General features: G+C 67.5%; 13 protein-coding genes. 3 read left to right on the top strand and 10 right to left on the bottom strand.

The window, feature by feature from the left end; genetic code table 11:
* Positions 1–34: 34 nt before the first annotated feature.
* The 8 genes from A6745_RS25055 to A6745_RS25020 form a co-directional block, all read right to left on the bottom strand.
* Entirely contained in the window at positions 35–12,652 is a 12,618-nt protein-coding gene (locus A6745_RS25055) for a filamentous haemagglutinin family protein (RefSeq protein ID WP_197488230.1), read from the bottom strand.
* Positions 12,653–12,901: 249 nt separating this feature from the next.
* Positions 12,902–13,891, bottom strand: a complete 990-nt coding sequence (locus A6745_RS25050; RefSeq protein WP_066134808.1) for a FecR family protein — start codon at positions 13,889–13,891, stop codon at positions 12,902–12,904.
* A gap of 84 nt (positions 13,892–13,975) precedes the next feature.
* Entirely contained in the window at positions 13,976–14,482 is a 507-nt protein-coding gene (locus A6745_RS25045; protein WP_066133537.1) for an RNA polymerase sigma factor, read from the bottom strand.
* On the bottom strand, positions 14,479–15,183 hold the full coding sequence (locus tag A6745_RS25040) for a secretin and TonB N-terminal domain-containing protein (RefSeq protein WP_066133534.1): 705 nt from the start codon (positions 15,181–15,183) through the stop codon (positions 14,479–14,481). The genes A6745_RS25045 and A6745_RS25040 overlap by 4 nt, the downstream gene beginning before the upstream one ends.
* Before the next feature lie 428 nt (positions 15,184–15,611).
* Entirely contained in the window at positions 15,612–16,394 is a 783-nt protein-coding gene (locus tag A6745_RS25035; RefSeq protein WP_231886088.1) for a DNA/RNA non-specific endonuclease, read from the bottom strand.
* A 137-nt stretch (positions 16,395–16,531) separates the two neighbouring features.
* Entirely contained in the window at positions 16,532–17,365 is an 834-nt protein-coding gene (blaOXA, locus tag A6745_RS25030) for a class D beta-lactamase (RefSeq protein WP_066134802.1), read from the bottom strand.
* Positions 17,366–17,381: 16 nt separating this feature from the next.
* The gene (locus A6745_RS25025; protein ID WP_066133531.1) at positions 17,382–18,467 is read right to left on the bottom strand and encodes an AI-2E family transporter; all 1,086 of its coding nucleotides are present in this window, start codon (positions 18,465–18,467) and stop codon (positions 17,382–17,384) included.
* Between the two features lie 59 nt (positions 18,468–18,526).
* Positions 18,527–19,234, bottom strand: coding sequence for a DUF3053 family protein (locus tag A6745_RS25020; RefSeq protein ID WP_066133528.1), 708 nt, complete (start codon positions 19,232–19,234; stop codon positions 18,527–18,529).
* A gap of 573 nt (positions 19,235–19,807) precedes the next feature.
* Between A6745_RS25020 and A6745_RS25015 the strand changes: the two genes are divergently transcribed.
* The gene (locus tag A6745_RS25015) at positions 19,808–20,089 is read left to right on the top strand and encodes a hypothetical protein (RefSeq protein WP_066133525.1); all 282 of its coding nucleotides are present in this window, start codon (positions 19,808–19,810) and stop codon (positions 20,087–20,089) included.
* Between the two features lie 78 nt (positions 20,090–20,167).
* The gene (locus A6745_RS25010; RefSeq protein ID WP_066133522.1) at positions 20,168–20,857 is read left to right on the top strand and encodes a cytochrome b/b6 domain-containing protein; all 690 of its coding nucleotides are present in this window, start codon (positions 20,168–20,170) and stop codon (positions 20,855–20,857) included.
* 28 nt (positions 20,858–20,885) lie between these two features.
* Here A6745_RS25010 and A6745_RS25005 read toward each other — a convergent pair whose 3' ends face one another.
* Together A6745_RS25005 and purB are read right to left on the bottom strand one after the other, a co-directional pair.
* Positions 20,886–21,341, bottom strand: a complete 456-nt coding sequence (locus A6745_RS25005) for a c-type cytochrome (RefSeq protein WP_066133519.1) — start codon at positions 21,339–21,341, stop codon at positions 20,886–20,888.
* 110 nt (positions 21,342–21,451) lie between these two features.
* Positions 21,452–22,828, bottom strand: coding sequence for an adenylosuccinate lyase (gene purB / locus A6745_RS25000; protein ID WP_066133516.1), 1,377 nt, complete (start codon positions 22,826–22,828; stop codon positions 21,452–21,454).
* A gap of 265 nt (positions 22,829–23,093) precedes the next feature.
* Between purB and A6745_RS24995 the strand changes: the two genes are divergently transcribed.
* Positions 23,094–23,705, top strand: coding sequence for a glutathione S-transferase (locus A6745_RS24995; protein ID WP_066133513.1), 612 nt, complete (start codon positions 23,094–23,096; stop codon positions 23,703–23,705).
* The last annotated feature ends 128 nt before the right edge of the window (positions 23,706–23,833 follow it).

Here is a 23,833-nt window from a genome sequence, read left to right as displayed (position 1 = left end):
AGGGACAGGCAAAGGGAGTAACGGGAATGGACTGCTATTGGGCTTGCTGCAAATCGCGCCGCTGGCCGTCGGTCACGTACCGGGACTGCCGCGGGTAGACTTGCCGCTGTTCGCCGACGACCTGCAACACGTCCGGCGACTCGCCTGGCAGGCTGCTTTGCGGCATTCCCGGCAAACTGGGAGCGGGCCTGTAGCTGCCGTCATCGTGCAAGGCTTCGTTGCCGAAGCCGACGATCCGTACCGTAATGATCGCCGGCAGAGCATCACGCGCTGCCGCGCGCTGCTTCTGGATCGTCTGCTGCGCCGCCGTGGCCGCCGACGACGATGCAGCGCTGGCACTCGTCAGGGCCGAAACATTGACCGCCGCGATGGTGGGCACGCCAATCGTCTCGCCCTGCGCCTGAATGTTGGCCGCATTGACCACCTGCAAGGCCGCGACGTTGACGCTGCCCGAAGACCGGATGCCCGCTTCACCCGCGTCGATCGTGCCTAGCGGTGCGATCAGGTCGATGTCGCCAGCCGGCACTTCGGCGATCGGCGCCAGCGTGGCGATGCCCGCGCCGGTGCTGGGTACGTCCGGTGAGATCGTCACATTGGCCCAGGCGTCGTAGACGCGACGCGGTGGGGTATAGATTACCGTCGTCCGCGCCCCCCTGCCCGCGTTGATGTCGCCTTGAGCGGACCAGGCAAAGACGTTGCCACCGAAAGTCGTCATGATGCGGCTTTGGCCCAGCAGGATGCTACCCGCTGCATAGAGTTGAATGCTGCCTCGCCCCTGGGTGATGACACCAGCCGTGGACGGCGGCGCCTCGCCTTCGATGCCGAACACCTGCTGGCCACCCGGAGTGAGCAACTGGATGTCACCGCCGAAGTTGGTATGCACTCCGGCGCCGCCATACATGATGATGTCACCGCTGTAACGGATTGGATTACCAGCGGCATCGTGCTCGGGGAACAGCGCAGCGATAGCGTTGCGCCCGCGCAGGTAGCTGCCCTGGCGCAACCCACCGGCCTCGTTATACTCGCGGCCACCGGCCCTGAGCTCGGCGAAGTACACCTCGCGGGCAAAGATCCGCTGCTGCTCGGCCGGCAAATCGGCGAGGAATTCCCGCGCCTGCTGGCCGTCGCCGCTGAAGCCGTAACGCCCGGCCAGCCATTCGACCAGATCGCTTTCATAGGTCCGCACTACCTTGCCGGGCTGCTCGGCCAGGGGCGCTCCCGCCCGCGCCAGGCTGGCGGCGTCCAGGTAGCGCTGGAGGAAGCCGGAAATGTCCGCCTGGTTGGCGCCTGCCTGCAGGACCACGCTGGCGCCAGAGCGAGCGTCGCCCGGGGCGACCGCCCCCAGGCTGGTGACCGCCACCTCGTCGTCCATCAGCAGATTGCGTCCGGCGCTGATCTCCAGGCTGCCCGGCCCGGCGACGTTGAAGTTGCCGTAGAGGATGTCGCGCCCCGCCCGCACCAGCGACACGTCGGTAGCCGAGGTATTGACGAACAGATTGCCGCTGCTGGCGTAGCTCCCCATGCTGTCAAACACGGTCCGCTCGACGCCCAACCCGGTGCCACTGCTGACGATGTCACGGCCGGCGATCATGCGCACCGCGCCATGGCCCTCGTAACGTAACTGGCCGAAACGCATATCGCTCGTCTCGGTGTAGCGCAGCAGCCGGCCACTGTCGACACCGACCAGATCGCCCGCAAGGGCATAGAAGCGCGACGGTTCCAGCGCCGTGCCCCTTTCGCCAGAGACGCTGTTGGCGCCGAAAGCGAACAACGGGAAGTGATCCTGGTTGGCGCGGCTGCCGTCGCTGGACAGATTGTCGACCTGCCGCGTGATCCCGGTGTAGCCCTGGTAGCTCGGATTCAGCGGCGTGGCCAGGCTGCCGGTGCTGGCGCCGGAACGGCTGATGCTATAGCCGCCGGCGTAGATGGAGTCGCCGGCCAGCAGGTCGAGACGGCCCTGACTCGACGGCGCCAAGACCAGCGCGGTTCTGTCGCTGCGAGCGTTTGAGCGGAGTGTCGCGTTGCCATAATAGAGGCTGCCGGTCAGCGCCACGGCCGACAGCTTCGCCGGATAGACCAGCGCGGAATCGGTCTCCTGTTCCGTCCTGCCTAGGGAAACCGGGGTCAGGTTGCCTCCCGCCGACGTCAGGTCGATCGCCGTGCGTTCGGTCCACAACGAGAAACCGCTCAGGCCGTACCCCTCGACACCGCTGGCGCTGGTATAGGGGGTGCCGTTCATCAACGGCGTCCGCCCGGGATCGACCACCCCCTGCAGCACCAGGTCACTCAGGCTGTTCAGGCTGAAGGTGGCGTCGCCCGGCACCAGTGTCGGCCCGCCGTTGGCCAGGCCGAGGGTCGAGACGAAGGGATCGTAGGCGCGCCGTTCGCCCGGAACCTGCAGGTCATCCAGACGGCCATAGATCAGATCGATACCGCCCAGGCTCGTCGCCCGGAGCTGGGCATTGCCGCGCAGGTTGACCATCGCGCCGTACAGCGAACTGCCCTGATCGAAGGGCGTCAACGGGTTGAGCGCGCCGCCGATGCGTACGTCCATGTCGCCGCCGCCGCTCAGGGTCAGTTGGCCATCGGCGCCCACCCGGCCGCTACCGCCCACCGCCAGCACCAGCCCCTGACTGCGAACGCTGGACGTGCGCGCCTCGATGACGCCCGCATCGCCCGCGACCTTCAGGCTCAGGTCTCCACCACCCAGAGTGCCGATGCCGGTGAAGCCCACCTGCTGCGTGGCGGCAGCCACTCCATCGCTGCCTTGCTGGCGGGCATAGGTACCGAAATTGATCCACCAGGCGGTGGCGTCGGCCGTACCGGCGGTCGAACCGCTGCCCTGGCGCCAGAGCCAGTTGCCGGCGGCGGCCGAGTCGTAGCCGGTGTTGGGTACGGCGCCGGACAACCGGCCCAGCACATCGCCACGCAGATCGCCACCGACCGCCAGCGTCAGGTTGCCGCCCAGGGTCGGGTACCAGGCGCTGTAGAGGCTCTGTTCGCCGCCGTCCACCCATTGCTCGTAGCCGCCCAGCGCCGAATCGCGCAGGACGCTGCCGCCGTCCCTGGCACGCGGCAGGTTGTAGCGGGAATCGACCGCGCTCGCGGTACCGGCGGTGTAGACCCCGAACGGCGAATCCATGCGCAGGTTGCCGGCGGCGTACAGATCGAGATCGCCGGTGCCGGTGCGCAGCACGCTGAAACGTGAATCGTATGGCCCTACCTCCAGAGCATAATCCTCGCTAGCGGCAGCACACCATGTGGGGTTTTCATCGCACATCGTTGGCCAACCCAGACTTTCGGGATCGACTGGCGCTCCGGGATAGACGCTGGTGTCTCCAGGGTCACCCCACCCGTCCACCCCTTCCTGGGTCCATACCATGCCGCCCGAACTCGCTGCACACCAGGTTGGGAAATCATCGCAAATAGTCGGGTAGCCCAAAGCCTCCGGATCCAGTGGGTCACCAGGTTTGATGCTGGGGTCGCCCCATTCATCCACCCCTTCCTGGGTCCATACCAGCCCACCACCTGCTGCCGGTATGCGGCGCATGCCGTAGTGCGTATCGGCGAGGCGCATCTGTCCGCTGGAGCGCGGATCGGTCAGCCGCGGATCGGCCGCCTGCAGGTCGGCGCCGGCCACCAGGCGCAGGTTCCAGGACTGCGAACCGGCCGCCAGCATCGGCGAGATGGCCCAGTTGCGCGACACCGCGCCGGCCGGGCGTACGTCCACCGAGGCGGCACCATCGGGCAGGCGTATGTCGCTGCCGGCCGGCAGGAAAGCCCCGGCGCGCAAGGCCAGCCCGCCAGCCAGGCGCACGCCGTCGGCTTCGCCGTTGGCCAGCGTCGCACGGCCAGGTAGCGGCACGCCGCCCGGCCAGGTCATCCCCGTCACGGGCACCGCCAGCGGCAGACGGCTGCCGGCGCCGAGGCGAGTGCCGGCGGGCAGGCTCAGAGCCTCGCCGAGCAGGCTGCCGGCCGGCCGGAGCAGGTTGCCGGCGGCATCCCGCAACGCCCCCTCGAGCACCGTTCCCGCCGGCAGTTGCAGCGGCTGGCTGAGCACCGCCTCGACCGGCAGCCGGGTACCGGCGGCCAGGGTCATGGCCTTGATCGGCAGTTCGAAGTTGAGCGTCTTGCCGGCCGGGAAGAAGCTGCCGTCGTCCAGGCGCACGCCAGCCCTCGGCACCACCCGATCGCCACCCAGGCGATCCTGGCCGGCTAGCAGCAACCAGCCCTGGTCGTCGTCGGTTTCCGGGGGCGGGGCGAAACCGTCGGTGACGCTGCCGTAGATGTTCAGGTCGCCGCCGGCGCGGATCGCCAGCGAACCTGCCTCGCCGGAGCCGTACACCGGGGTTTTCGCCGTCCGCGGATTGAGGCTGGCATAACGATAGCCAGACAGGTCCAGGTCGCCCTGCACCACCAGGTCGCCATCAGCCGTAGCGCTGACGATTTCCAGTCCCGGGCGCAGATGGAAAGCTTCCGCGTAGGTCGCATTGTTCAAGCCGGCCAGCTTGCCGTCGAGCAACGCGGTATTGGCTAGCGCCGCCTGCATGAACCGTTCGCTCTGCTGGTGCTTGCCATCCAGGTAGGCCTGGGTGATCTCCTGGTACGGCCGGCCGTTGCTCGCCGGCTGCGCGGCGCTCGGCGCGTCGTCGTAGCGCTGCACGGCGCTGAGGGTGATGGCACGGGCACCGAGGATCTGCAGCGCCCCCCCGGCGTCGATGGCGATGTCGCCCGCCGTCGCCCCGCCCAGACGCGGCGCGTACAGGTCGAGGGTGCCGCGGGCGACGCCGTCGTTCTGCCCGGGCGCGCTTCCCGCGGCCACCTCGGTGCCGTGGCGCAGGTCGATACGGGCGCCGACGCCGAGGCTGAGCAGCCCGTCTCCGGCGTTCAGTTCGATCAGCGCGCGGTTCGGGGAATCGATGATCTTGCCGTAGCTGTCCACCCGCAGACGCCGCCCATGGGCATCGAGTAGCGCCTCACTGCCGATGCGCAGGCCCTGCTTGCCGGCCAGGCGGATGCTGCCGACCTGCTCGCCGCTGGCGTCGAGGACGCCATTCACGCTCAGGTGGCCGCCATCCAGCGACACCTCGATCGTCGAGGCCTTGACGTCACTGCCGATGTTCAGGTCGCCTTGCTTGATCTGGAAACTGCGCGCGCCGAACACCTGGCCGGCATTCAGGCGCTGGTTGAGAGCGGCGAACCGGCTGTCAGGCGTACCGTCCTCGCCCAGCAGCTGGGCACGGATCTCGACGCTGCCCGCGGCATACGGCACCAGCGTCCCGCCGGCATCGTACTCGCCGCTGCTCGCCGCCAGGATCTGCCCTTGCAGGTCGACCACGCCGGCCGCGCTGTCCAGCGCGACCGCCGTCAGGCGACCGGCCTGGTTGTGGCTCGCCGACAGGTCGATGCTCGAAGCGCCGGCCTGGCGGATGTCGCCGCCGTGGCTCAGCAGGTTGACTTCGCCGCCCCAGCTGTAGCGGGTCACGTCGTCGAAACGCAGCGCGCGCCCGGCCAGATCGAGCTGGGCGCCGGCACCCAGTTCCAGATCCTGCTGCGCGGTCAGGTTCAACTTGCCGCTGGGCAGGCCGACACGGCTGTCCAGCAGCAGGCTGGCGCCTTCCAGAGACAGCTCCGCCCCCAGGGCGCCACTGGCCAGTCCGACCGGCATAGAAGCCGCGCCATCTGCCCCGGCACGAACCTGCAACGCACCGCCCGCCACCAGGCTGTTGCGCGAGCCCGCTTGGCCGGTGAGCAAGGGAGTGATCAGGTTGAGGTCGCCACCGCTGTATGCGTAGCCACTGCCGGCCTGGTACTCGCCCCTGCTTTGGTAGACCGAGAGGCTGCCCTTGTGGTTGGCGGTGATCCGCTCGCTGGCCGCCAGGTTGACCGTAGAGAAGCCCAGCACCAGACGCTGGTAGCTGTTGATGGAACTGGGCTGGCTGAAGGGACCGTAGCCAAACTCCAGGCGTTCACTGCGGATATCCAGCGTGCCCCGACCAGTGCCTGCGCCGCCAGCGACGACTCCCAAAGGTGGGGTCTGCGCCCCGTTCCAGATCAAGTTGGAGGTACGGATCGAGGCAACGCTGCCGCTATCGCCGTAGCCATAGATCGCCGGCGTGCCCAATACCAGGCGCGACAAGCGGGAACGGCCTGTCGCCGGATCGTAGGAGTCGAGGCTGACGTCGCCATAGAAGCTGAACGCATCGCGGGCGTTCAGCACCAGCGTTTCCAGGGCCGGAGCGCCCACCGAGGTATCGCCCTGCAGCAGGCGGTCGAGCAGCCCCTGGTCGAACGCCAATCCTGTCGGCAGCACACCGCGCTGGGCCAAGTCGGTCAGCAGCGCCTGATCGCCCACATTGAAGCCGCCCGCCGCCAGGGTAAGGTTGCGCGTGCCGTAACGCACGCTGCTGTCGAGCACGAAGCGCTTGTCGGTGGCCGCGACCAGCGTCCCCTCGGAATACAACCGGGTTTCGCCCTCGACAGCGCCGGCAGCCGGAACGCCAAGCAGGATGTCGCCGGGACCCTCTTCCGGCGTTCCGGCTGTCGGCGGCAAAACGTTCAGCACGCCGTTCGACAAGGCGAGCATGGAACGGCTCCCCGGCGCATACAGGAAGCCATCCCGCGCATCGTAGGCCGCGGCCCCCTTCCCCAGGGTGACGATGGCGGCGCCTTGTTCAAGGCTGATCGCCTCCTCCCCCGGCCGGCTCGCCAGGAGAAACACCTCGGGTGCGGCCAGTTCGGCGCCGTTGCGCAGGACGATGCTTCGGACGGTATTGGTGATGTCGAAAGTGACATAGTTGCCGTCCTGCCCGTAGAGAACCGTTGGCGTCGAGCCGATCACCATGCGTGCCGCACCGAAGGCATTGAGATCGTCGGCCCGCAGCGTTACGCCCTCGAAGCCCTCGCTGGCCTGCGCGCGGGCGCCGACAATCTCGATTCGCTGCCTATCCGCCGTTACCACCAGGCTACCGCCGTAACCGCCGCTGGCGGCTTGGAACAATCCCGTGCCGTCGAACGCCAGCGCATCGGCGCCGCCACCTGCGCTCAGCTTGAGACGCAGGCTGCGCGCATCCACCGGCAGCATCGGCCGTGGGATGCCGCGGCGGGCGGCATCGGCCCTGGCAAAGTCGCTGTAGCTCGTCTCGTTGTACTGGGAATGACGCCGCAGCGCATCCGCCGGGGTCAGCAGTACCTGACGGTACAGCTCGTCGCGCACCCCAGTGCCGGCCAGGGACAACTGCCCGGCCAGGGACCAGGAGCCGCTGCGCATGAGCTGGGTGGGTGCCGCCCGGCCCAGCCCGGCCTCGCCGTTGAGTTCGACCCGGTACGCGCCGGGCAGCAGAGCGTAGGTCGACGGCAGCAAGGTGTAGGTCCCGGCCGGCAGGCCGGGCACGCCGCTGCCGATGCTGATCTGCTGGCCGACCAGCGGGTCGACAGCCCCCTCTTCAGCGGCCACCGGCGAGGTGCGCTGGACGCCGGGTACGATGGCGTAGATCGGGTTGTCGGCCAACCCCGGCAGGCTGAAGCGGCCGTCCTTGTCGACACGCACCAGCGGGTTGTAGCGCGCGTCCGTGGAGCCGCCGCGACCAGAGATAAAACCTGCGCCGCGCAGTTCGCCGCCGCCGGAAAGATCCAGCGTCGCGCCGGATGCCACCCGCACGGATACGCCGCCCAGATCGACTCCGGTTTCCAGCACTCTGCCGTTGGAACTGCCGCCCACGCCGGTCAAAACAACGTCCTTCCCGGCATAGCGCCAGGCCTGCCCATCCACCGTGCCACCGTAAGGCAGCGTCAGGCCAGCGCCGCTGACCGAGGTAAGACTGCCGGGCAACAACTCTACCCTGCCGGTCGTGCCGGTGGTTCCACTGTTCTGGCCGATTTCCAGATAGCCCAATGGGGCACGCACGACGCCGCCCTGAAAGACGTTTGCCGCCCCCAGCGACAAGCGTCCGAAGACCGCCAGGGGTTGCTCCGGCGTCATCGCGCCGTTGCGCTCGATACGCAGGCTGCGCGCCGGGTCGAACGCCGGCGCGGCGCCATCGGCCTGGTATCCGTAGCCGGCGAAGATGCGCGCGCCCGCCCCCGTGCCGGGATAGAGTTGCGCCACGCGGATCAGTAGATCGCCAGCGCTGAGCACCTGGGTATCGATGCGCTCGACAGGCATCGCGTTCCCCGCCAGCATGCGCATGTCGCCCGTGCTGGACAGCTCGACACGGTCGAAGCCACGCCGGTCGATCGTCTGCGTCCCGCCCTCGGCGTCGCGGAAACTGCCGCGCGAGCCGAAGACCAGACTGTCGCGAATATCCAGCACCTGCCCGCTGGCTTCGAAGAGCGCCTCGCTGGGCTGCCTGGAAACCAGGAACAAGCGGGTTGGCAGTGGCCGTGTTTCGTTGTTCTCCGTGATGTCGTCCCAGGCGAACGCTCCGGCCAGCAGCAAGGAAGGCGCAGACAATCTGACCCGGCTGTTGCCAGCGGCATGTTCGCTCAATCCCAATGCGCCGCTGTAAAGGCGCAGACGCTGTCCAAGGCTCAAGTCCAGGTCGCCGGCGAAAGTCAGCAGGCCGTCGCTGAAAAGGGTGAGGTCACCGAAGCCGCCGCCCTTCACTTGGCTCGCCGCCAGGCGGCCATGGCCATAGACATAAGAATCCGGGCCGCCCTCGACGACATCGCGCTGCTGGCCCACGATCAGTTCGCGTGGCCGCAGCACCTTATTGGTCGCCAAGTTGGCCAGATAGTTGGGCGTGGCCAGCGCCACGGTCAGGCTGCCGGCCGCTGCACCGTCACCTCCTGCGAAGGCGCGCAGGTCGCCGTCCAGGTAGAGTCCGTTGGCCGACGCGAGGGAAATACTGCCGCCGGCGCTATTGACCAGGGTTCGCCCCAAGCCAGGCACATCCAATTGCGCCTGGGCGCCGGAAGCATCCAAGAGGCTTCCCGGCCGCAGGTCGATGAACAGTTCGGCGGCATCGGCCTTGCCGATGGCATGCTCGACCGAGCCCCCGATGACAATGCTGCCGCCATCGGCCACCAGACCGTAGCGTCGTCCCCGGAAGTCCAGCGCGGTCTCGGCGCGCGCCGCGACATCGAGTACGCCCCGCTCGCCAACGCGGATGGCGCGCTGGTGCCCCACGCTTTCAGTCTGATCGCGCACCGGATCGGGTAACGCCACGCTGCCCAGTTCGATCGATCCGCCCCAGGCATTCAACCGTCCGTCCACGTTCAACTGGCCGACGCTGCGCAACTCGATGCGCTGCCCGGGATCGACTTCCAGCAGGCTCCCGCGGGCGATGTCGAGCACGATGCCGGTTTCTTGCCCGGCGCCGGTCTGACGTGTGCCGGCCTGCAGAAACAGGCTCGCACCAGGACGCTTCGCCAATTCGCCGCTGACCGGCCGTTCCTCGTACAACGGCGCCAGCCAGGGCTCCAGCGCGAGCTGCCGGCGAATTCCGCTGGCCGTACGGAGGACGTCTTCATGGAAACGGTACAGCGGGCGTCGTACCTTCACCTCGGTACCTTCAGCCACTTCCAGCCCCTGTTCCCCGATCACCCGGTAGCTGGCGAAACCCGTGTCGAAGAAATCCGCTGACAACACCAGCGCATTGTCCCGTGACTGCGAGCCGATGCTCACGCGTGGTGCCTGGATGGTCAGAGTACCAGCGTCAATGACGCCGTATCCGGCCAATGCTCCCTCCAGTTGCAACCGGGCGTCCGCAGTCGCCGACGCGGTCTCGACTGCCAGCATCAAATCCCCCCCCGTTCCTGCGGCTATGCTGCCGTCGGCCTGCAGGGTCACGCCCGATGAAACATCGATCAGCGATCCCGTTGCGAGTACCGCTCCCTCGCTTGAACGAATGGCTACCGTGCCGCCATCGACATGGGCTGAATCGCCGTTGCTGCCGGCACCGCCGCGCAGATCCGTCATCAGGCCCTTAGCGTCCAGTACGGCACCTTCCCGCACCAGCACGCCGCCCCGGGCGCCAGGGGGCACGGACACGCTCACATCCCTGAGCCCATACGTCACGCCGTCTGCCGACACCGTCGCGTACGGTTGTGCCAATACATTTCCCAATCGGATCGTGCCGCTGCGCGCCGTGAGGTCCGCTGTCACTTCCACCTTCGGCGCGTACAGCAAGATCTCGCCGCCTGGCGCCACCGTCAATGCACTCTCGACGGAAACGCTTTCCTTGGCGGCGATGCGCACCGCGCCCAGCCCTCTGTCGTTCAGCATGCGGGCATCCAGCACCAGCTTTCCCTGGCGGTCCTGCGTCACCGCATCGTTCAACTGCAAGCCATCCGCGATGCGTTCGTCCACTTCCGCCAGCTTTACACTGTCGAGCATGGGCGTCAGTCCAAACTGCAATAGCCTGGCATCTGCGTCGTAGATCGGGTCGTATTGCCCCACGATCAACTGCCCCGCCCGCGCGACCGCCCACTGCGACTGGTAGTACCCGTCCAGGCCCACCTGCACGGCCTGCGCTTGGCGCGGGCCTTGGTATACGTCGCTGGCGATGTTGCCTTCGAGTACGGCGTTGCGGGTGGCGGCCACCAGCTTGCCGGCATCGCGGCCCACCGTGTAGCCGCCTTCCCTTCGCCGAGCCGGCCCGATCAGCGGGCTGTGGAAGTATTGGGTCGCGCCCCAGCGCTGGCTGGTCAGTTCGTAGCCACGATAAACACCGGTGTACAGCAAGTCCCCCGGCGCGCGGGACACTTCGTACAAACGCCCGTCCGCGCCCCTCAGCCAACTCTGGTTGATGTAGCCGGTCGCCACGTCCAGTGTGCCGCCGGACAGGTTGATGTTCGATCCCGCGCGCGTGACCAGATCGTTGCCCGTGACGGTGACCGTGCCGCCCTGGGCCATCCATTCGCCTACGCCGCGGCCATCGGTCGCCAGGTAGCCGCTGACTTCCAGCAGGCCGCCAGCGGTGTACCAACGGTCTGCCTCGTACCCGTTGGTGCCAGCCGGTACCAGGACCAGGCCGCGGCGATCAACCCAGATATCCAGGTTGTTCAGGTTCCCGCTCTCGCGATTGACCGGCGCATCTCGTTGCTCGTTGCCCTGGACATTGATCTTGAGGTTGTTCGCCTCCATCGCCACCTGCACGCCCACGGCGCCGGACACGTCCAGCGTTGCGCCCGCATCGACGAGCGTGCGTTGCCGGGCGTGCACAGCGATTTCGCCGCCGGTGGCCAGTGTCGTGGAATCGCCCTGGAAAGCCACGGTGTTGCCGCTGACGATCTCGATGCGCGAGAGGTCGGTACGGTCCGTGATCGTGCTCAGGTTGTCATAGACGCCGGTGACGTTGTTGGTCATCGTCGTACCCAGCTTCTCCAGGGCGGCATCGCGCTGGCTGTCGAGTGCGGTGGTGTCCGACAGGTCCAGCAGCGCGGCGGTGGTGCTGCCCTCGGCCAGCGTCACGGTGCCCGTGGCGTCGCTGGCGCGCGTGGACAGATGAAGGGTGCCGCGCTGGCCGATCGAAGTCGTCACCACGGCCACGCCGGCCTGAGTCACGTCGTGGCCCGTCATCGTGATGTCGCCCGTGGCGGCGGTAATCAGGCCGGTATTGAGGACCGTGCCGGCAGCGCTGTCTGCGGCGCGGGCGGTAGAGATTTCGCTGCCGGCCGTCGTGGAGGTAGCGTTGCCGTTCGTGCCTGCGCCCCTGCGGATATAGAAGCTGTCGCCGGCGGCCAATGCCGTCTGGCCCTTGGGCGTGGCGATCTCGCCCGCGTTATGCACCTCGCCGCCGAGAAGCAGCACGTAGCCGCCGCGGACGGTGGACGACGCCGGTGCGGCGGTGGCGATCTGCGCGCCTGCCTGCACCTCGACCTTGCCCAGCGCCCCGGTGAAGGTCGGCTGCGTGCCGTTGCTGTCCACGTACAGGCCGCGGTTGGTGAACTGGTCATCCGTGATCGTGGCCGCGGCCACCACCAGGTTGCGCACATTGGCCTGGCTGCTGCCGGTAAATATCACGCCGTTGCGGTTGGCGATCATCACCGTGCCGTCGGCCTTGATCTGGCCCTGGATCTGGCTGGGGCGCGCCTGCGGATCGTTGACGCGGTTGAGCACCGCCCAGTCCCGGTTCTGCTGGAAATTCACCGTGGTGTTCTTGCCCACGTTGAAGGTTTCCCAGTTCAGGATGGCGCGGCCGGCGGTCTGTTCGATGTTGACGTGGGTGCGGCCGCCAGACGTGCTTTGCACAGGCGACCTGGCGTTGAGCCAGCCGGCGGTCAGGGAGTTCGTATCGACCTTCAGGCCGCCTTCGGCCAGGCCATCGGGCACCGAAGCGCCGCCCGCCAGCGCCGATTGCCGTGCCTCGCGCTGGATTGCCTGCTGCGCGGCGATGGCCTGGGCCGCGCGGTTCAGGTTGCCGATCGAGGTCTGGAGTTTCTGCCGGGCCGCAGCCGACTGGCTTGCCGGGCTGTTGCGATTCGCCAGGGCGGCAGCCCCCGGCGACGGGCCGTTCTGGCGGACGGCCTGCTGTGCGCCCTTGGCGGCGAACCAGGCGCCACCGAATGCTTGTTGAGCATGGACGGTCCCGACCATGCCGGTGGCGGCCAGCGCCAGCGCCACGGGCGCCAGCGCAAAACGCCCCGGTTTGTTCCTACGCTTTGCTTGGTATCCCTGCCCCTGCGTGCTCATCGCTATCTTTTCCTTCATCGCGCGTGTCCCGGGCCGCCTACGGACGACCGCATCCATGATCCATGCAGAAGGCTTGCTGGCGGAAGCGGTCGGCCACCCCGCCAGGATCCCTCTGATATAGATACACGTATGAGCAGGCCAAGCTATGCAGCTTTTTTTACCGCCGGCCCCCAAGGCGGATAGCGCACTGCCGGGATGGCAACGGCCCGTTGGGCCTGCGTGCAGGGCGATGAGCAGAGCCCGAGCCGGCGGGGGTACGCGGCCCGTCTAGCTCAGGATCAGCACGCCGCCCAGGGATCGGGCGCGTAGATGAAACATGTATTGCAACTGAGCGATCGCCTGGTCAGGTGCGCTGATCTGGAAGTTGCCGCTGACCCGTTGGCTTCGCAGCGCGTCGTTGGCGAGGACCACGCGGCCGGGCCGGTAGCGGTTTATCTCGGCAATGGCCTCGTCCAGCCGGGTCTGGTCGAAGATCAGCAAGCCGCGGCGCCAGGCCGATACCACCTTGGGATCGATCCGGGCGACACCGCCGATGGCCTGGTCGTCGTAGACGGTCTGCTCGCCCGCGGCCAGTTGCCGGGTGGCGGCGGAGTGCTCGACGGCGACGGCACCTTCCAGGCAGGTGACGCAGACCTTGTCGTACAGGTACCGCACTTCAAGCCGGCTGGCCTCGGCCACGCTGCTCCCGGCGCCGGCGCGTACCGTGAAGCGGTGGCCGCCGGCCAGGTCAATGGCGGTCTCGCCCGAAAGCAGATTCAGCCCTACAAGCTGTCCGCCTGCGGTCTGCCGGCGCACACTGGTGCGGGTATTGAGCGTCACATCCACACCCTCGGCCAGGGCCAGGGTGCGCTGCTCGCCCGCGTCGGTTCGATAGTCGGCGCCCCATTCGGCAAGCGAAGGCCAGAGCCCCAGGGGCGGATGCAGAACGGCGACGCCAGCGCTGGCCGCGGCAGCCGCGCCCAGGCCCAGCACGGCGCGGCGCGTGCGCCGGCGGCTGCGCTGGGCGCCTTCATAGTTGGCGACGATACCCGGATGGGCGCGCGCCACTCTGCCGGCAGAGGGCTTGAACGCGTCCCAGACGGCCTTGGCCCTGCGGTAGGCCGCGCGGTGCGCCGGGCTTGCGGCCACCCACTGCTCGAACTCGCGCAGTTCGGCCGCCGTCGCCTCGTTCGAGGTCAGCCGGCGCAGCCACGCCAGGGCCTGGCGCTCCAGCGCCTCGACCGAAACCGCGTCCTCGTGGTCGGAATAGGAAGCCATCGTCAGGGGCATGCGCGGCAGACGGCGCGTTCAAGAACCTTGTCCATATACACGTATGACGGGCGGCGGCTATGCAGGTTATTTTCAGGGTTCACGGAAAAACTCGGCTAGGCGCTCGTGGGCGCGCTGCAATTCTGTCTCCAGCGTACGCCGCGAGATGCCCAGGCGCTGGGCGACTTCGTTGCGCGCGATGCCTTCCCAATGGACCATGATCATGATGACACGCCGCCGCTCGGGCATCCGTTCGACCAGTTGCGTCAGGATGTCCAGGTCGATGCGTGCCTGCGCGGCCTGGGCCGGGTCCGGGCCGGAGTCGGCCAGGCGCTGCAGCGCGGCCTCGACCTCTTCACCGGAGACGGTGTGACTATCCTTGCGCTGCATGTCCCGCGCGATATTGGTGGCCACTCTGACCAGGTACGCCCCTGGCTGCTCCCGCTCGGGCAGCGCGTCCATACCCTGCAGGCGGATATAGGTGTCATGCAGCGCGTCGCTGGCCAGGTCCGGGTTGCCCAGCCGGCGGGTCAGCAGGGTTTTCAGGCTGGCGTAGCGTTGGGTCAGGTAATCCAGCACGGTGGGCCGCGGGAAGGTCATGGCGCGCCGCCAGCAGCAGACAGACAGGGCGATGGGGCGCCGGCGGGCGCCGGCCGCAGCGTGAACAGGTACGGCACATGCGCCGAGGCCGGCGGCGGCGGGCCGGTCCGCACCTGGCGCAGCCCCGCCAGCAATGCCGCGTCACGGCGCGCATCGCCCGAGGAACTGATCACCGCCACGGCGGCAGCGCCGCCCGTTTCATCGACGGCTACCTCGAACATCGATCCATAGCTGCCGGGCGCGGTCCGCCCATCGCCGCAAAGAACCTGCATCACCGCAGCCTGCAGCCGGGGCAGGTAGCCGGCTGCGCCGTTTGCGCCAGCCGCCGCGCGATTGCCCGTCTTCTGGGCGGCGACCGGACGGGTCAGGCGGAATACCTCCCCGTGCGGGGTGGCCGCCTTGGCCAGCACCAGCCCCGTGCCGCGCAGCAGGCGCCGCAGCGCTTCTTCCGGGGCATAGCGTCCATGCACAGGCGAGGAGCGCAGGCCCAGGGGCAGGTCGCTCGGATACAGGGCAGAGAGTCCGGCGGTTTCCCCGTAGCGGTTGAGGGCCTGGTCCAGCGGCTGCGCCGGGATGTCGAAGTCGATCAATTGGCCAACGGGTGTCTGCGCGCAGGCCGCGGCGCTGGCCCAGAAAACCAGTGCCAACGTCCACCACGCCAAGCCGCCGGCCTGGCGGCCATCGTTCAGCCGGGACGCCACGAATCGCGTCCTTTGCCAGACCGCCGGGTATCGCAGGGCGCGCGCCGTCCGCCGCGAGCCAGTATCTCGCGCCAGGCGATTGATCGGCAGATTAGGACGGCGGGACGCGGCACTAAACAGGCACCAAGTGGGGAGGGATGCATGATGACGGCGTGACGTGACATGAAAGTTACCAAGGCGTGACAGACTGAAATACAGACAGCCGCCGGCGCCGGCTTATCGCCCGATTCCCCGTTCCCACTCGAACTCCCAGGCCCCCCTGCCCGGACCGCCGCCGCTACCGGCTGGCCCCGGCGATGCTCGACGACGGGCCGACACCGCACCAAGGTGAAGCCCCAAGCCGTCGTCTCTTACTGGGACGACGCGGACGAACCGCAGGCATGACGCCGGGCCGAGGCATCAGGCCTCAAAGCTGAAATTCTGGTCCATCAGCGAGGCGGCACGCCAGGCAGCACCTTCAATCCCGTCCTGCGCACGAACTCGCCATAACTGATCGGCGCCCCCGCCCGCGCATCCGCCTGGTTCCCCTGCCAATGCACCCACGCCTTGCGCGTCGTGGCGTCGTACACCACCTTGTAGACGTAGCTCGGCACCGCCACGCCCGCGCCGATGGTCTTCGGCCTGCCCTCATACACCGGCCCGGTGATCACGTACACATCGCCCGCCGCGCGCATCACGTACTTGCGCGTGTCCTGCTCGATGTGGTTCCACGGCCCGGAGTTCTGCGTGGGGTTCTGCGGCACGATGTTGGCCAGCGAGAAGCTCTGCGCCATGGCCTCTTCCGTGGCCATGTCTGCCGCCGGCGCCATGTGCCCGCGCGCATAGCCCGACCCGCGGTAGTCGTCGAGCTGCGCGCGCTCCCATGCCGGCAGGCGCGCTTCGGCGTAGAAGCGGTCGGTGCGCTCCAGGTCCTGGCCCCTTGCCAATGACTTGCGGTTCAGGCGCTCGGCCACGAACACGGGCGTCTTGCGGCCGCCGTCGTACAGCACGGCGAAGCCGGAGAAGCACAACTCCCGCCGCCCGCCCGCTTCGGGCACGATGGGCGGCGTTTCGGCGGGGAAGAACTGGCGGCAAGACGCAAAACGGGTCTGCGCCTGCGCACTGACCGGTGCATCGGGGAAGGACGATCCCGGGACGGGAAACCAATCCGGAAACCCTGAATTCAGGTAGTACGTTGCCGCGCTGAAGGAGACGGTCGCGGAGGCGACCAAGGCGCGCAGGAACCTTGCGGCGGAGCCTGCCTTGCGCGAGCGGGGCTTTCGGGTGGGACGACGTCTGGACACGGGGACGGATTGTACGGGAGCCGCGCGCATCGGTCCGTGCGCCTGGCCAACCCGCGCCCCCTGCGCTACGGCCTGGCGGAAGCGGCCATCATGCCCGCCCACTGGCTCAACATCTGATCCCTCGCCCGCAGCCCCGCCGCCGGCGCCGTCGCCTTCTCGTCCTGGATCAGGCGCGCGAACACCACCTGGCGCCCGTCCTTGCGCGCCCAGCCCACGAACCAGCCATAGGCATGCTCGCGGTCGTATCTGCCGTTATCGCCCGGAGATCCCGTGCCCGTCTTGCCGTAGACATGCCATCCCTCGCGCGACGGATCGATCTCGAACAGCGGCTCGACCATGCCATAGACCTCGGGCCTGACCGGCAACCGCCGGTTCACCAGCTTGCGCAGGAAACCGATCTGCTCCATCGGCGAGACGCGCAGCGACGATACGATCCACGCGCCATCCAGGCCATTGTGCTTGCCGGCGTCGCCTGACACGTCTTCGTTGCCGTACTGGAATGCCGTGGTGTATTGCTGGAAGCGCTTCTGACCCAGCCGCCTGGCGACCTGCTGCGAATACCAGACGATGGAGTATTTGATCCAGCGTTCGGGATCGGCGGGCTTGCGCCATTCCTCGCCGCCCCAGTCGGGGTACGTCGATTCGTATGACCACGTCGGCGTGTGTGCGTCTTGCAGGATGCCCGCGTCGAAGCCCATCAGGGCGATGGGCAGCTTGAACGACGAGGCGGGCGTGTAGCGCGACGTGCAATCGCCCTGCGTACCCTGCTGGACCAGGATGCGGCCATCGGAGGCATCGGCGACGAGGGTGCACAGCATGCGCGCCGATGCGGGCAAGGCGGTCAAGGCGGAGCAGGACAGCGCGGCAGTCAATGCATGGCGCAGATAGCGTCGGATCATGGCCAACAACCCGATATCACGACACGCCCGGCGGCGGATTCGTCTGGTCGCCCACCTCTTCCGGCGGCGAGAACAGATCCCAGCACGCCACGAACAGCGCGGCGATCAACGGTCCGATGACGAAGCCGTTCAGGCCGAACAGCGCCATGCCGCCCAGCGTGGAAATCAGCACCAGATAATCAGGCAGCTTGGTGTCCTTGCCCACCAGGATGGGGCGCAGCACGTTGTCGACCATGCCGATGACCAGCACGCCGAACAGGATCAGCACGATGCCCTGCCAGGTGTCGCCCGTCAGCAGGAAATAGATGGCCACCGGCGCCCAGATCAGGCCCGCGCCGATGGCCGGCAGCAGCGACAGGAACGCCATCACCACGCCCCACAGCAGCGCGCCCTGGATGCCCAGCACCCAGAAGATGATGCCGCCCAGCGTGCCCTGCGCGGCGGCCACGGCGACGTTGCCCTTGACCGTGGCGCGGATCACCGTGGTGAACTTGCGGAACAGATGCTGCTTGTGCATGTCGGACAGCGGCACGGCGCGGCGCACGCGGCGCGACAGGGCCGAGCCGTCGCGAAGCAGGAAGAACAGCAGATACATCATCACGCCGAAGCTGATGAGGAACTGGAACGTGTCCTGGCCGATGTTGAACGCCTGGGTCGCCAGGAACTGGCTGGCCTGCATGGCGCCGGACGTGAGCTTGTCCTGGATGCTCCTGACGTCGCCGACGTCGAAGCGCGCCAGCATGTCGTGCACGGGTTCGGGCAGCGCGCTGATGGCCTGCTGGAAGAACTTGCCGAAATCCAGGTTGCCGGAACGCATGCTCTGATAGAGATTGGCGCCTTCCTGCACCAGCGCGCCCGCGATCATGGCCAGCGGCAGGATGACCAGCAGCAGCACCATGGCCAGCGTGAGCAACGCGGCCAGATTGCGCCGTCCGCCCACACGGTTGATGATGCGGCGCTGCACCGGCGCGAACAGGATCGCCAGCGTGCCGCCCCAGAACACGGCGCTCCAGAACGGCAGGAGCACCCACGCGAAGGCAAGGGAAACCACGATCAGCAGGTAGTGGAACGTTCTGCTGTGCATCAAGCTGATCTTGCTCATGAGCCATCCATAGGGCCGCGCCCTGCGCGAGGACCGGCCATTGTACGAGTTACAAAGAATCAAGGAGTGGGCGACTTCAGCGCGCTCAACTGGCGCTGTGCCGCGTCGATGTCGCCCGATCGGCCATTGAGCCGCGCCAGAAGCGTATTGAATTGCGCCTGGACCGAGGGATCCCGCACCTGCGCCAGCGCGCCATCCACCACCAGTTGCTCCTCATGCGATTGCGCATAGGCGGCCACGCGCCCCGCATCGCCCAAGGTGTCCTCCATCGTGGGATACAACGCCAGCAAGGTGCCGGCAGGCTCGGTCACCGCCTTGTGATACGCCGGCGTGAAAGCCTGCTTCAGATCGTCCGCCTGCAGCAACGCCGCGCGCGCCTCGTCGGCCCGCGCACGCGCCTTCAGCAGGGCCTGCCTCGATTGCGCCAGGCGCGTCTGCAATGCCTGGAACCGCATGCCGCGCGCCGCGACCTCGGCCAGGCTGTGCAGCGTCAAAACGCGCACCGCCTCGCCCATGTCCGCCATGCTGTCCTTCAACGTCTCCTGGAAATCGCTGATGACCTCGTACTGGCGGGTGTAGCCGCCCAGCGCCTCGCGCTCAGGCTCGGACGGCGGGCGCACCAGCGCGCCGGGCGACGCGGTCACGCGGGTCTGCAGGAACAGGATGAAGGCGGCGCGCTGCTGCGGCTCGCGATCCACGCAGCCGGCCAGCGCCAGCAGGCACAGGCCAAGCACACAATAGAACGGGCGATACAAGGAGGGTCGCATCGGCGGGCAAATTCAAGCGGCGCTGCGCAGCTTATCCCACGGCAAGCCTGGCGGCGCGCTGGCGTGGAAATTGTTGCCATCGAAGCGGACTGTGACAGAGGCGCGACAAAACATCTTGACAAAACAAGTGGTTACGCATATAGTGTTGAAAGTTTGCCTCAGCAGCCACAGAATAATCACGCAAAACAGCTGCGGCCCCCGTCTGGTATCGACCTTCCCCAAGATCCATCCAACGCCCTGACCGAGCCATTCATCAAGTCAGGCGGTCGAACCTTTATCGGGTTTCCGATGCGCTAATCGGCAAACCAGTTCTCGTGCCCTTGGGCCGAGTCACCCTGCGTCGAAAAGTGCATCCCAGGTGCCTTGCATCGGCGTATTCACCCCGGCGATGCCTCGCATTTCCCCGGCATGGCAGGCGCCTTTGGCCCTGGCTTCGGAACGCAGCCGTCTTGTCACGTCATCGCGATTCTGCGGTCACGCTGTTGCAACGCGTTCGGGCCATATTGGTCCGTTCTTTACGCTCGGGTTCGCCCGCGCATCGCAGTCCCCATAACAACTCAAAGAGAGAATCCTATGAAAAAAACGATCACCCCCATGCTGCTGAGCCGTCCGCAGCACACCCCGCTGGACGACACGCCCATCCACGTCGGCGACATCGTCCATCTGCAGCCGGCGGAAGGCCCGTCCATCCGCGCCCAGGTCATCTACAACGCGCCGCTGAACGGCACGGTCACCTACACCACCGATCTGGTCCGCTGCAACGGCGGCGACGCCAGCAAGCAGACGCGCATCCGCTTCCGCCACGAGCACGTGCATCGCGTCGAATCGGTGCAGCGCCGCGCGGCCGCCTGCTGAAATCTTGCCGACCCATGGGCACGAGCACGTGCCCATGCGTGCTAGAGTGCCCCGGTTCCCCACTCCAGCAGCCTCGCCATGCCCTATTCCCGCCACTCGGTGCGCATCTGGGATGTGCCCACCCGACTGTTCCACTGGGCGTTTGCCGCCTGTGTCGTCGGCGCCTACGTCTGTGTGAAGCTGGGCGGCCTGTATATGGACTGGCACGTGCGCCTGGGCCTGGCGGCCTTCGGCCTGGTGGTGTTCCGCATCGTCTGGGGCTTCATCGGCCCGCGCCATGCCCGTTTCTTCAACTTCGTGCGGGGGCCGGGCGCGCTGATGGCCTACTTGCGCGGCGCCTCGGCGCAAGGCGGCCACAATCCGTTGGGCGCGCTGTCGGTGCTGGCCATGCTGCTGGCGATCGGCGTACAGGCCGCCTCGGGCCTGTTCATCACCGACGACATCATGGTGCAGGGCCCGCTGTATGGCCGGATCGACGAGTCCTCGTCCAGCTTCCTGGCCTGGCTGCATCACAGCAACGAGTGGATCATGGTCGCGCTGGTGGGGCTGCACTTGGCCGCCATCGCCTGGTATACGCTGGTGCGCCGCCAGAAACTGGTGCGCGCGATGATTTCCGGCGACATGCCGGCCGGCCAACTGGCCGACGACGCCCAACCGAGCGAAGACGGCCCCGCCGTATGGCTGCGGGGGCTGGTGCTGGCCGCCTGTGTGGCTGGCCTGGTGTGGTGGATACAGTCGCTGGAAGCGACGGCCTCGATGTCGTACTGACACCGGGGCCGCCCCGGGGCCGGAAGCCTCAGCGCTTCTGGCGATAGGAGTCGTGGCAGGCCTTGCAGCTGGCGCCCACGTCGCCGTAGGCGGCGCGCAACTGGGCCAGGTCGCCCGAATCGGCGGCCGCGGCCAGCTTGTCCACATTGGCGCGGAAGGCATCCTGTTTCTGCTTGAAGTCGGCCGCGTCGCTCCAGACCGCGGGCAGCGCGTGGCCACCCTCGGTGCCGGCGCCGAAAGCCGCCCACGGCAGCGCGGACAGCGTCTGCAGGACTTGCACATTGGCCTTGACCTGGGCGGCATCGAACGGCGCCTGGCCGCGCACCACCGGCTGCATGCGGCCGAAATGCGAAGCAATCAGGGACAGGGCCGATTGGCGGTACTTGACGGCGTCTTCAGGCTTTGCGAATTGCGCTTGCGCCGGAGCCGCCCAGAAGGCGGCCCCCGTACAGGCCACCAGAGCGGCCGCAAACAATTTCTTCATCTATCAACTCCTGGAGTGAATCGGACAGTGCGCGCCCGCGGCACGCACCGCATCGACCACTACCAGGAGTGGACGCGAGCGGCGCGCGCGTTCCTCGCGCCCCGCTTGGACTATACCTGCCGGGCGAGGTTCGCGGCCAATCCGAGATAAGAACGCGGCGTCATGTCGAGCAGGCGCTGCTTGGCGTGCGCCGGCAGGGCCAAGCCCGTGATGAACTCGCGCAGCGCCTCTTCGGTGATGCCCTTGCCGCGGGTCAGCGCCTTCAATTGCTCGTAGGGCTGCGGCAGGCCGTAGCGGCGCATGACGGTCTGCACCGGCTCGGCCAGCACTTCCCAGCACGCGTCGATGTCGGCATCGATGGCGGCCGTGTTGACCTCGAGCTTTTCCAGGCCGCGCAGGCAGGCGTCCCAGGCCACCAGGCAGTAGCCCAGGCCCACGCCCAGGTTGCGCAGCACGGTGGAGTCGGTCAGGTCGCGCTGCCAGCGCGACACCGGCAGCTTCTCGGACAGGTGGCGCAGCACGGCGTTGGCCAGGCCCAGGTTGCCTTCGGAGTTCTCGAAGTCGATCGGGTTGACCTTGTGCGGCATGGTCGACGAGCCGACCTCGCCTTCCTTCAGGCGCTGCTTGAAGTAGCCCAGCGAGACGTAGCCCCAGATGTCGCGGTCCAGGTCCAGGATGATGACGTTGGCGCGCGAGATGGCGTCGAACAGCGCGGCCATCCAGTCGTGCGGTTCGATCTGGATGGTATGGCGGTTCTGGGTCAGGCCCAGGCCGGCCAGCACGTTGCGGCTGAACTCGGGCCACTCGATTTCCGGGTAGGCCGACAGGTGGGCGTTGTAGTTGCCGGTGGCGCCGTTCAGCTTGGCCAGCGGCTCGACCTTTTCAATGGCCTCGATGGCGCGCAGCAGGCGCGCGGCCACGTTGGCGAATTCCTTGCCCAGCGTGGTGGGGCTGGCGGGCTGGCCGTGCGTGCGCGACAGCATCGGCTGGTCGGCCTGGACGGCGGCCATTTCGGTCAGCTTGGCGGCCAATTGGCGCAGGCGAGGCACCACCACATCGGTGCGGGCGCGGCCCAGCATCAGCGCATGCGAGGTGTTGTTGATGTCTTCCGACGTGCAGGCGAAGTGGATGAACTCGGCGGCGGCGGCCAGCTCGGCGTGGTCGGCCACCTGCTCTTTCAGCCAGTACTCGACGGCCTTGACGTCGTGGTTGGTGGTGCGCTCGATTTCCTTGATGCGGCGGGCATCGGCTTCGGAGAAATTCCGCACCAGGGCGGCCAGGCGTTGGCGGGCCTCTTGGGTGAAGGGCTTGAGCTCGGGCAGGCCGGCGTCGGACAACGCCACCAGCCAGGCCACCTCGACCTCGACGCGATGCGCCATGAAGCCGGCCTCGGACAGCAGCCCCCGCAGCGCATCGCCGCGCGACGCATAGCGTCCGTCCAGTGGCGAAAGCGCATTGAGTTGGGTAAGCTGGTCGGCAATCTGCATGATTTGTCTGGAAAAAATAGAGGAGGAAGAAAACGGGCGCGAAGGACTCAGCGCGGCGGCAGGACGGGGAGGATTGGAAACCACGCCGTCTTCCGAGATCGGGAAGAAGCGTTGCACATGCTTCATGAAACGGGCCCGATTTTATCATTGCACCCCCTGTAATACTGTCGCACCCGCGCATCGCCCGCGGCCCGCCCCGGCCGGCCGGCCCTTTGGGCCTGCTATACTTCGGCCCGCTTTCCGACTATGCCTTTTCCGTGACTCCATGAAACTGATCGGCTCGCTTACCAGTCCTTACGTCCGTAAAGTACGTGTCGTCATGGCCGAGAAGAAGCTGGACTACAAGCTCGAGCTCGAGAACGTCTGGGCCGCCGACACGCAGATCCAGAAGTTCAACCCGCTGGGCAAGGTTCCGTGCCTGGTCATGGAAGACGGCGGCGCGCTGTTCGACTCGCGCGTCATCGTCGAGTACCTCGACACCCTGTCTCCCGTGGCCCGCCTGCTGCCGCAATCCGGCCGCGAGCGCGCGGCGGTCAAGTGCTGGGAAGCCATCGCCGACGGCGTGCTGGATGCCTGCGTGCTCATCGTCAAGGAGCGCCAGCGCCCCGAGGCCCAGCAAGGCGCCGACTGGATCGAACGCCAGTACGGCAAGATCGAGGCCAGCCTCGACGCCATGGACAAGAGCCTGGGCGACCATCCCCACTGCATGGGCGTGAACTACAGCCTGGCCGACATCGCGCTGGGCTGCGCGCTGGGCTACCTGGACCTGCGCTTCCCCGACCTGAACTGGCGCGCCAACCACGCCAACCTGGCCCGCCACTACGACAAGCTGTCGGCGCGCCAGTCGTTCATCGACACGGCGCCGCAAACGGCCTGACGCTCGGTCGCGGGTCGCGGCATCCAGAAACGCGAAGGCGGACCACGAGGGTCCGCCTTTTTTGTCTGCCGCGCGTGCGGTGCGCCATGCCGCGCCAACCCGTCGCGCCAACCCGTCGCGGCATGCCG

This window comes from Bordetella ansorpii (assembly GCF_900078705.1).
GTDB classification, from domain to species: domain Bacteria; phylum Pseudomonadota; class Gammaproteobacteria; order Burkholderiales; family Burkholderiaceae_B; genus Bordetella; species Bordetella ansorpii_A.
The sequence above is the reverse complement of the archived record's forward strand: the minus strand, read 5'-3'. Positions and strand labels throughout refer to the sequence as shown.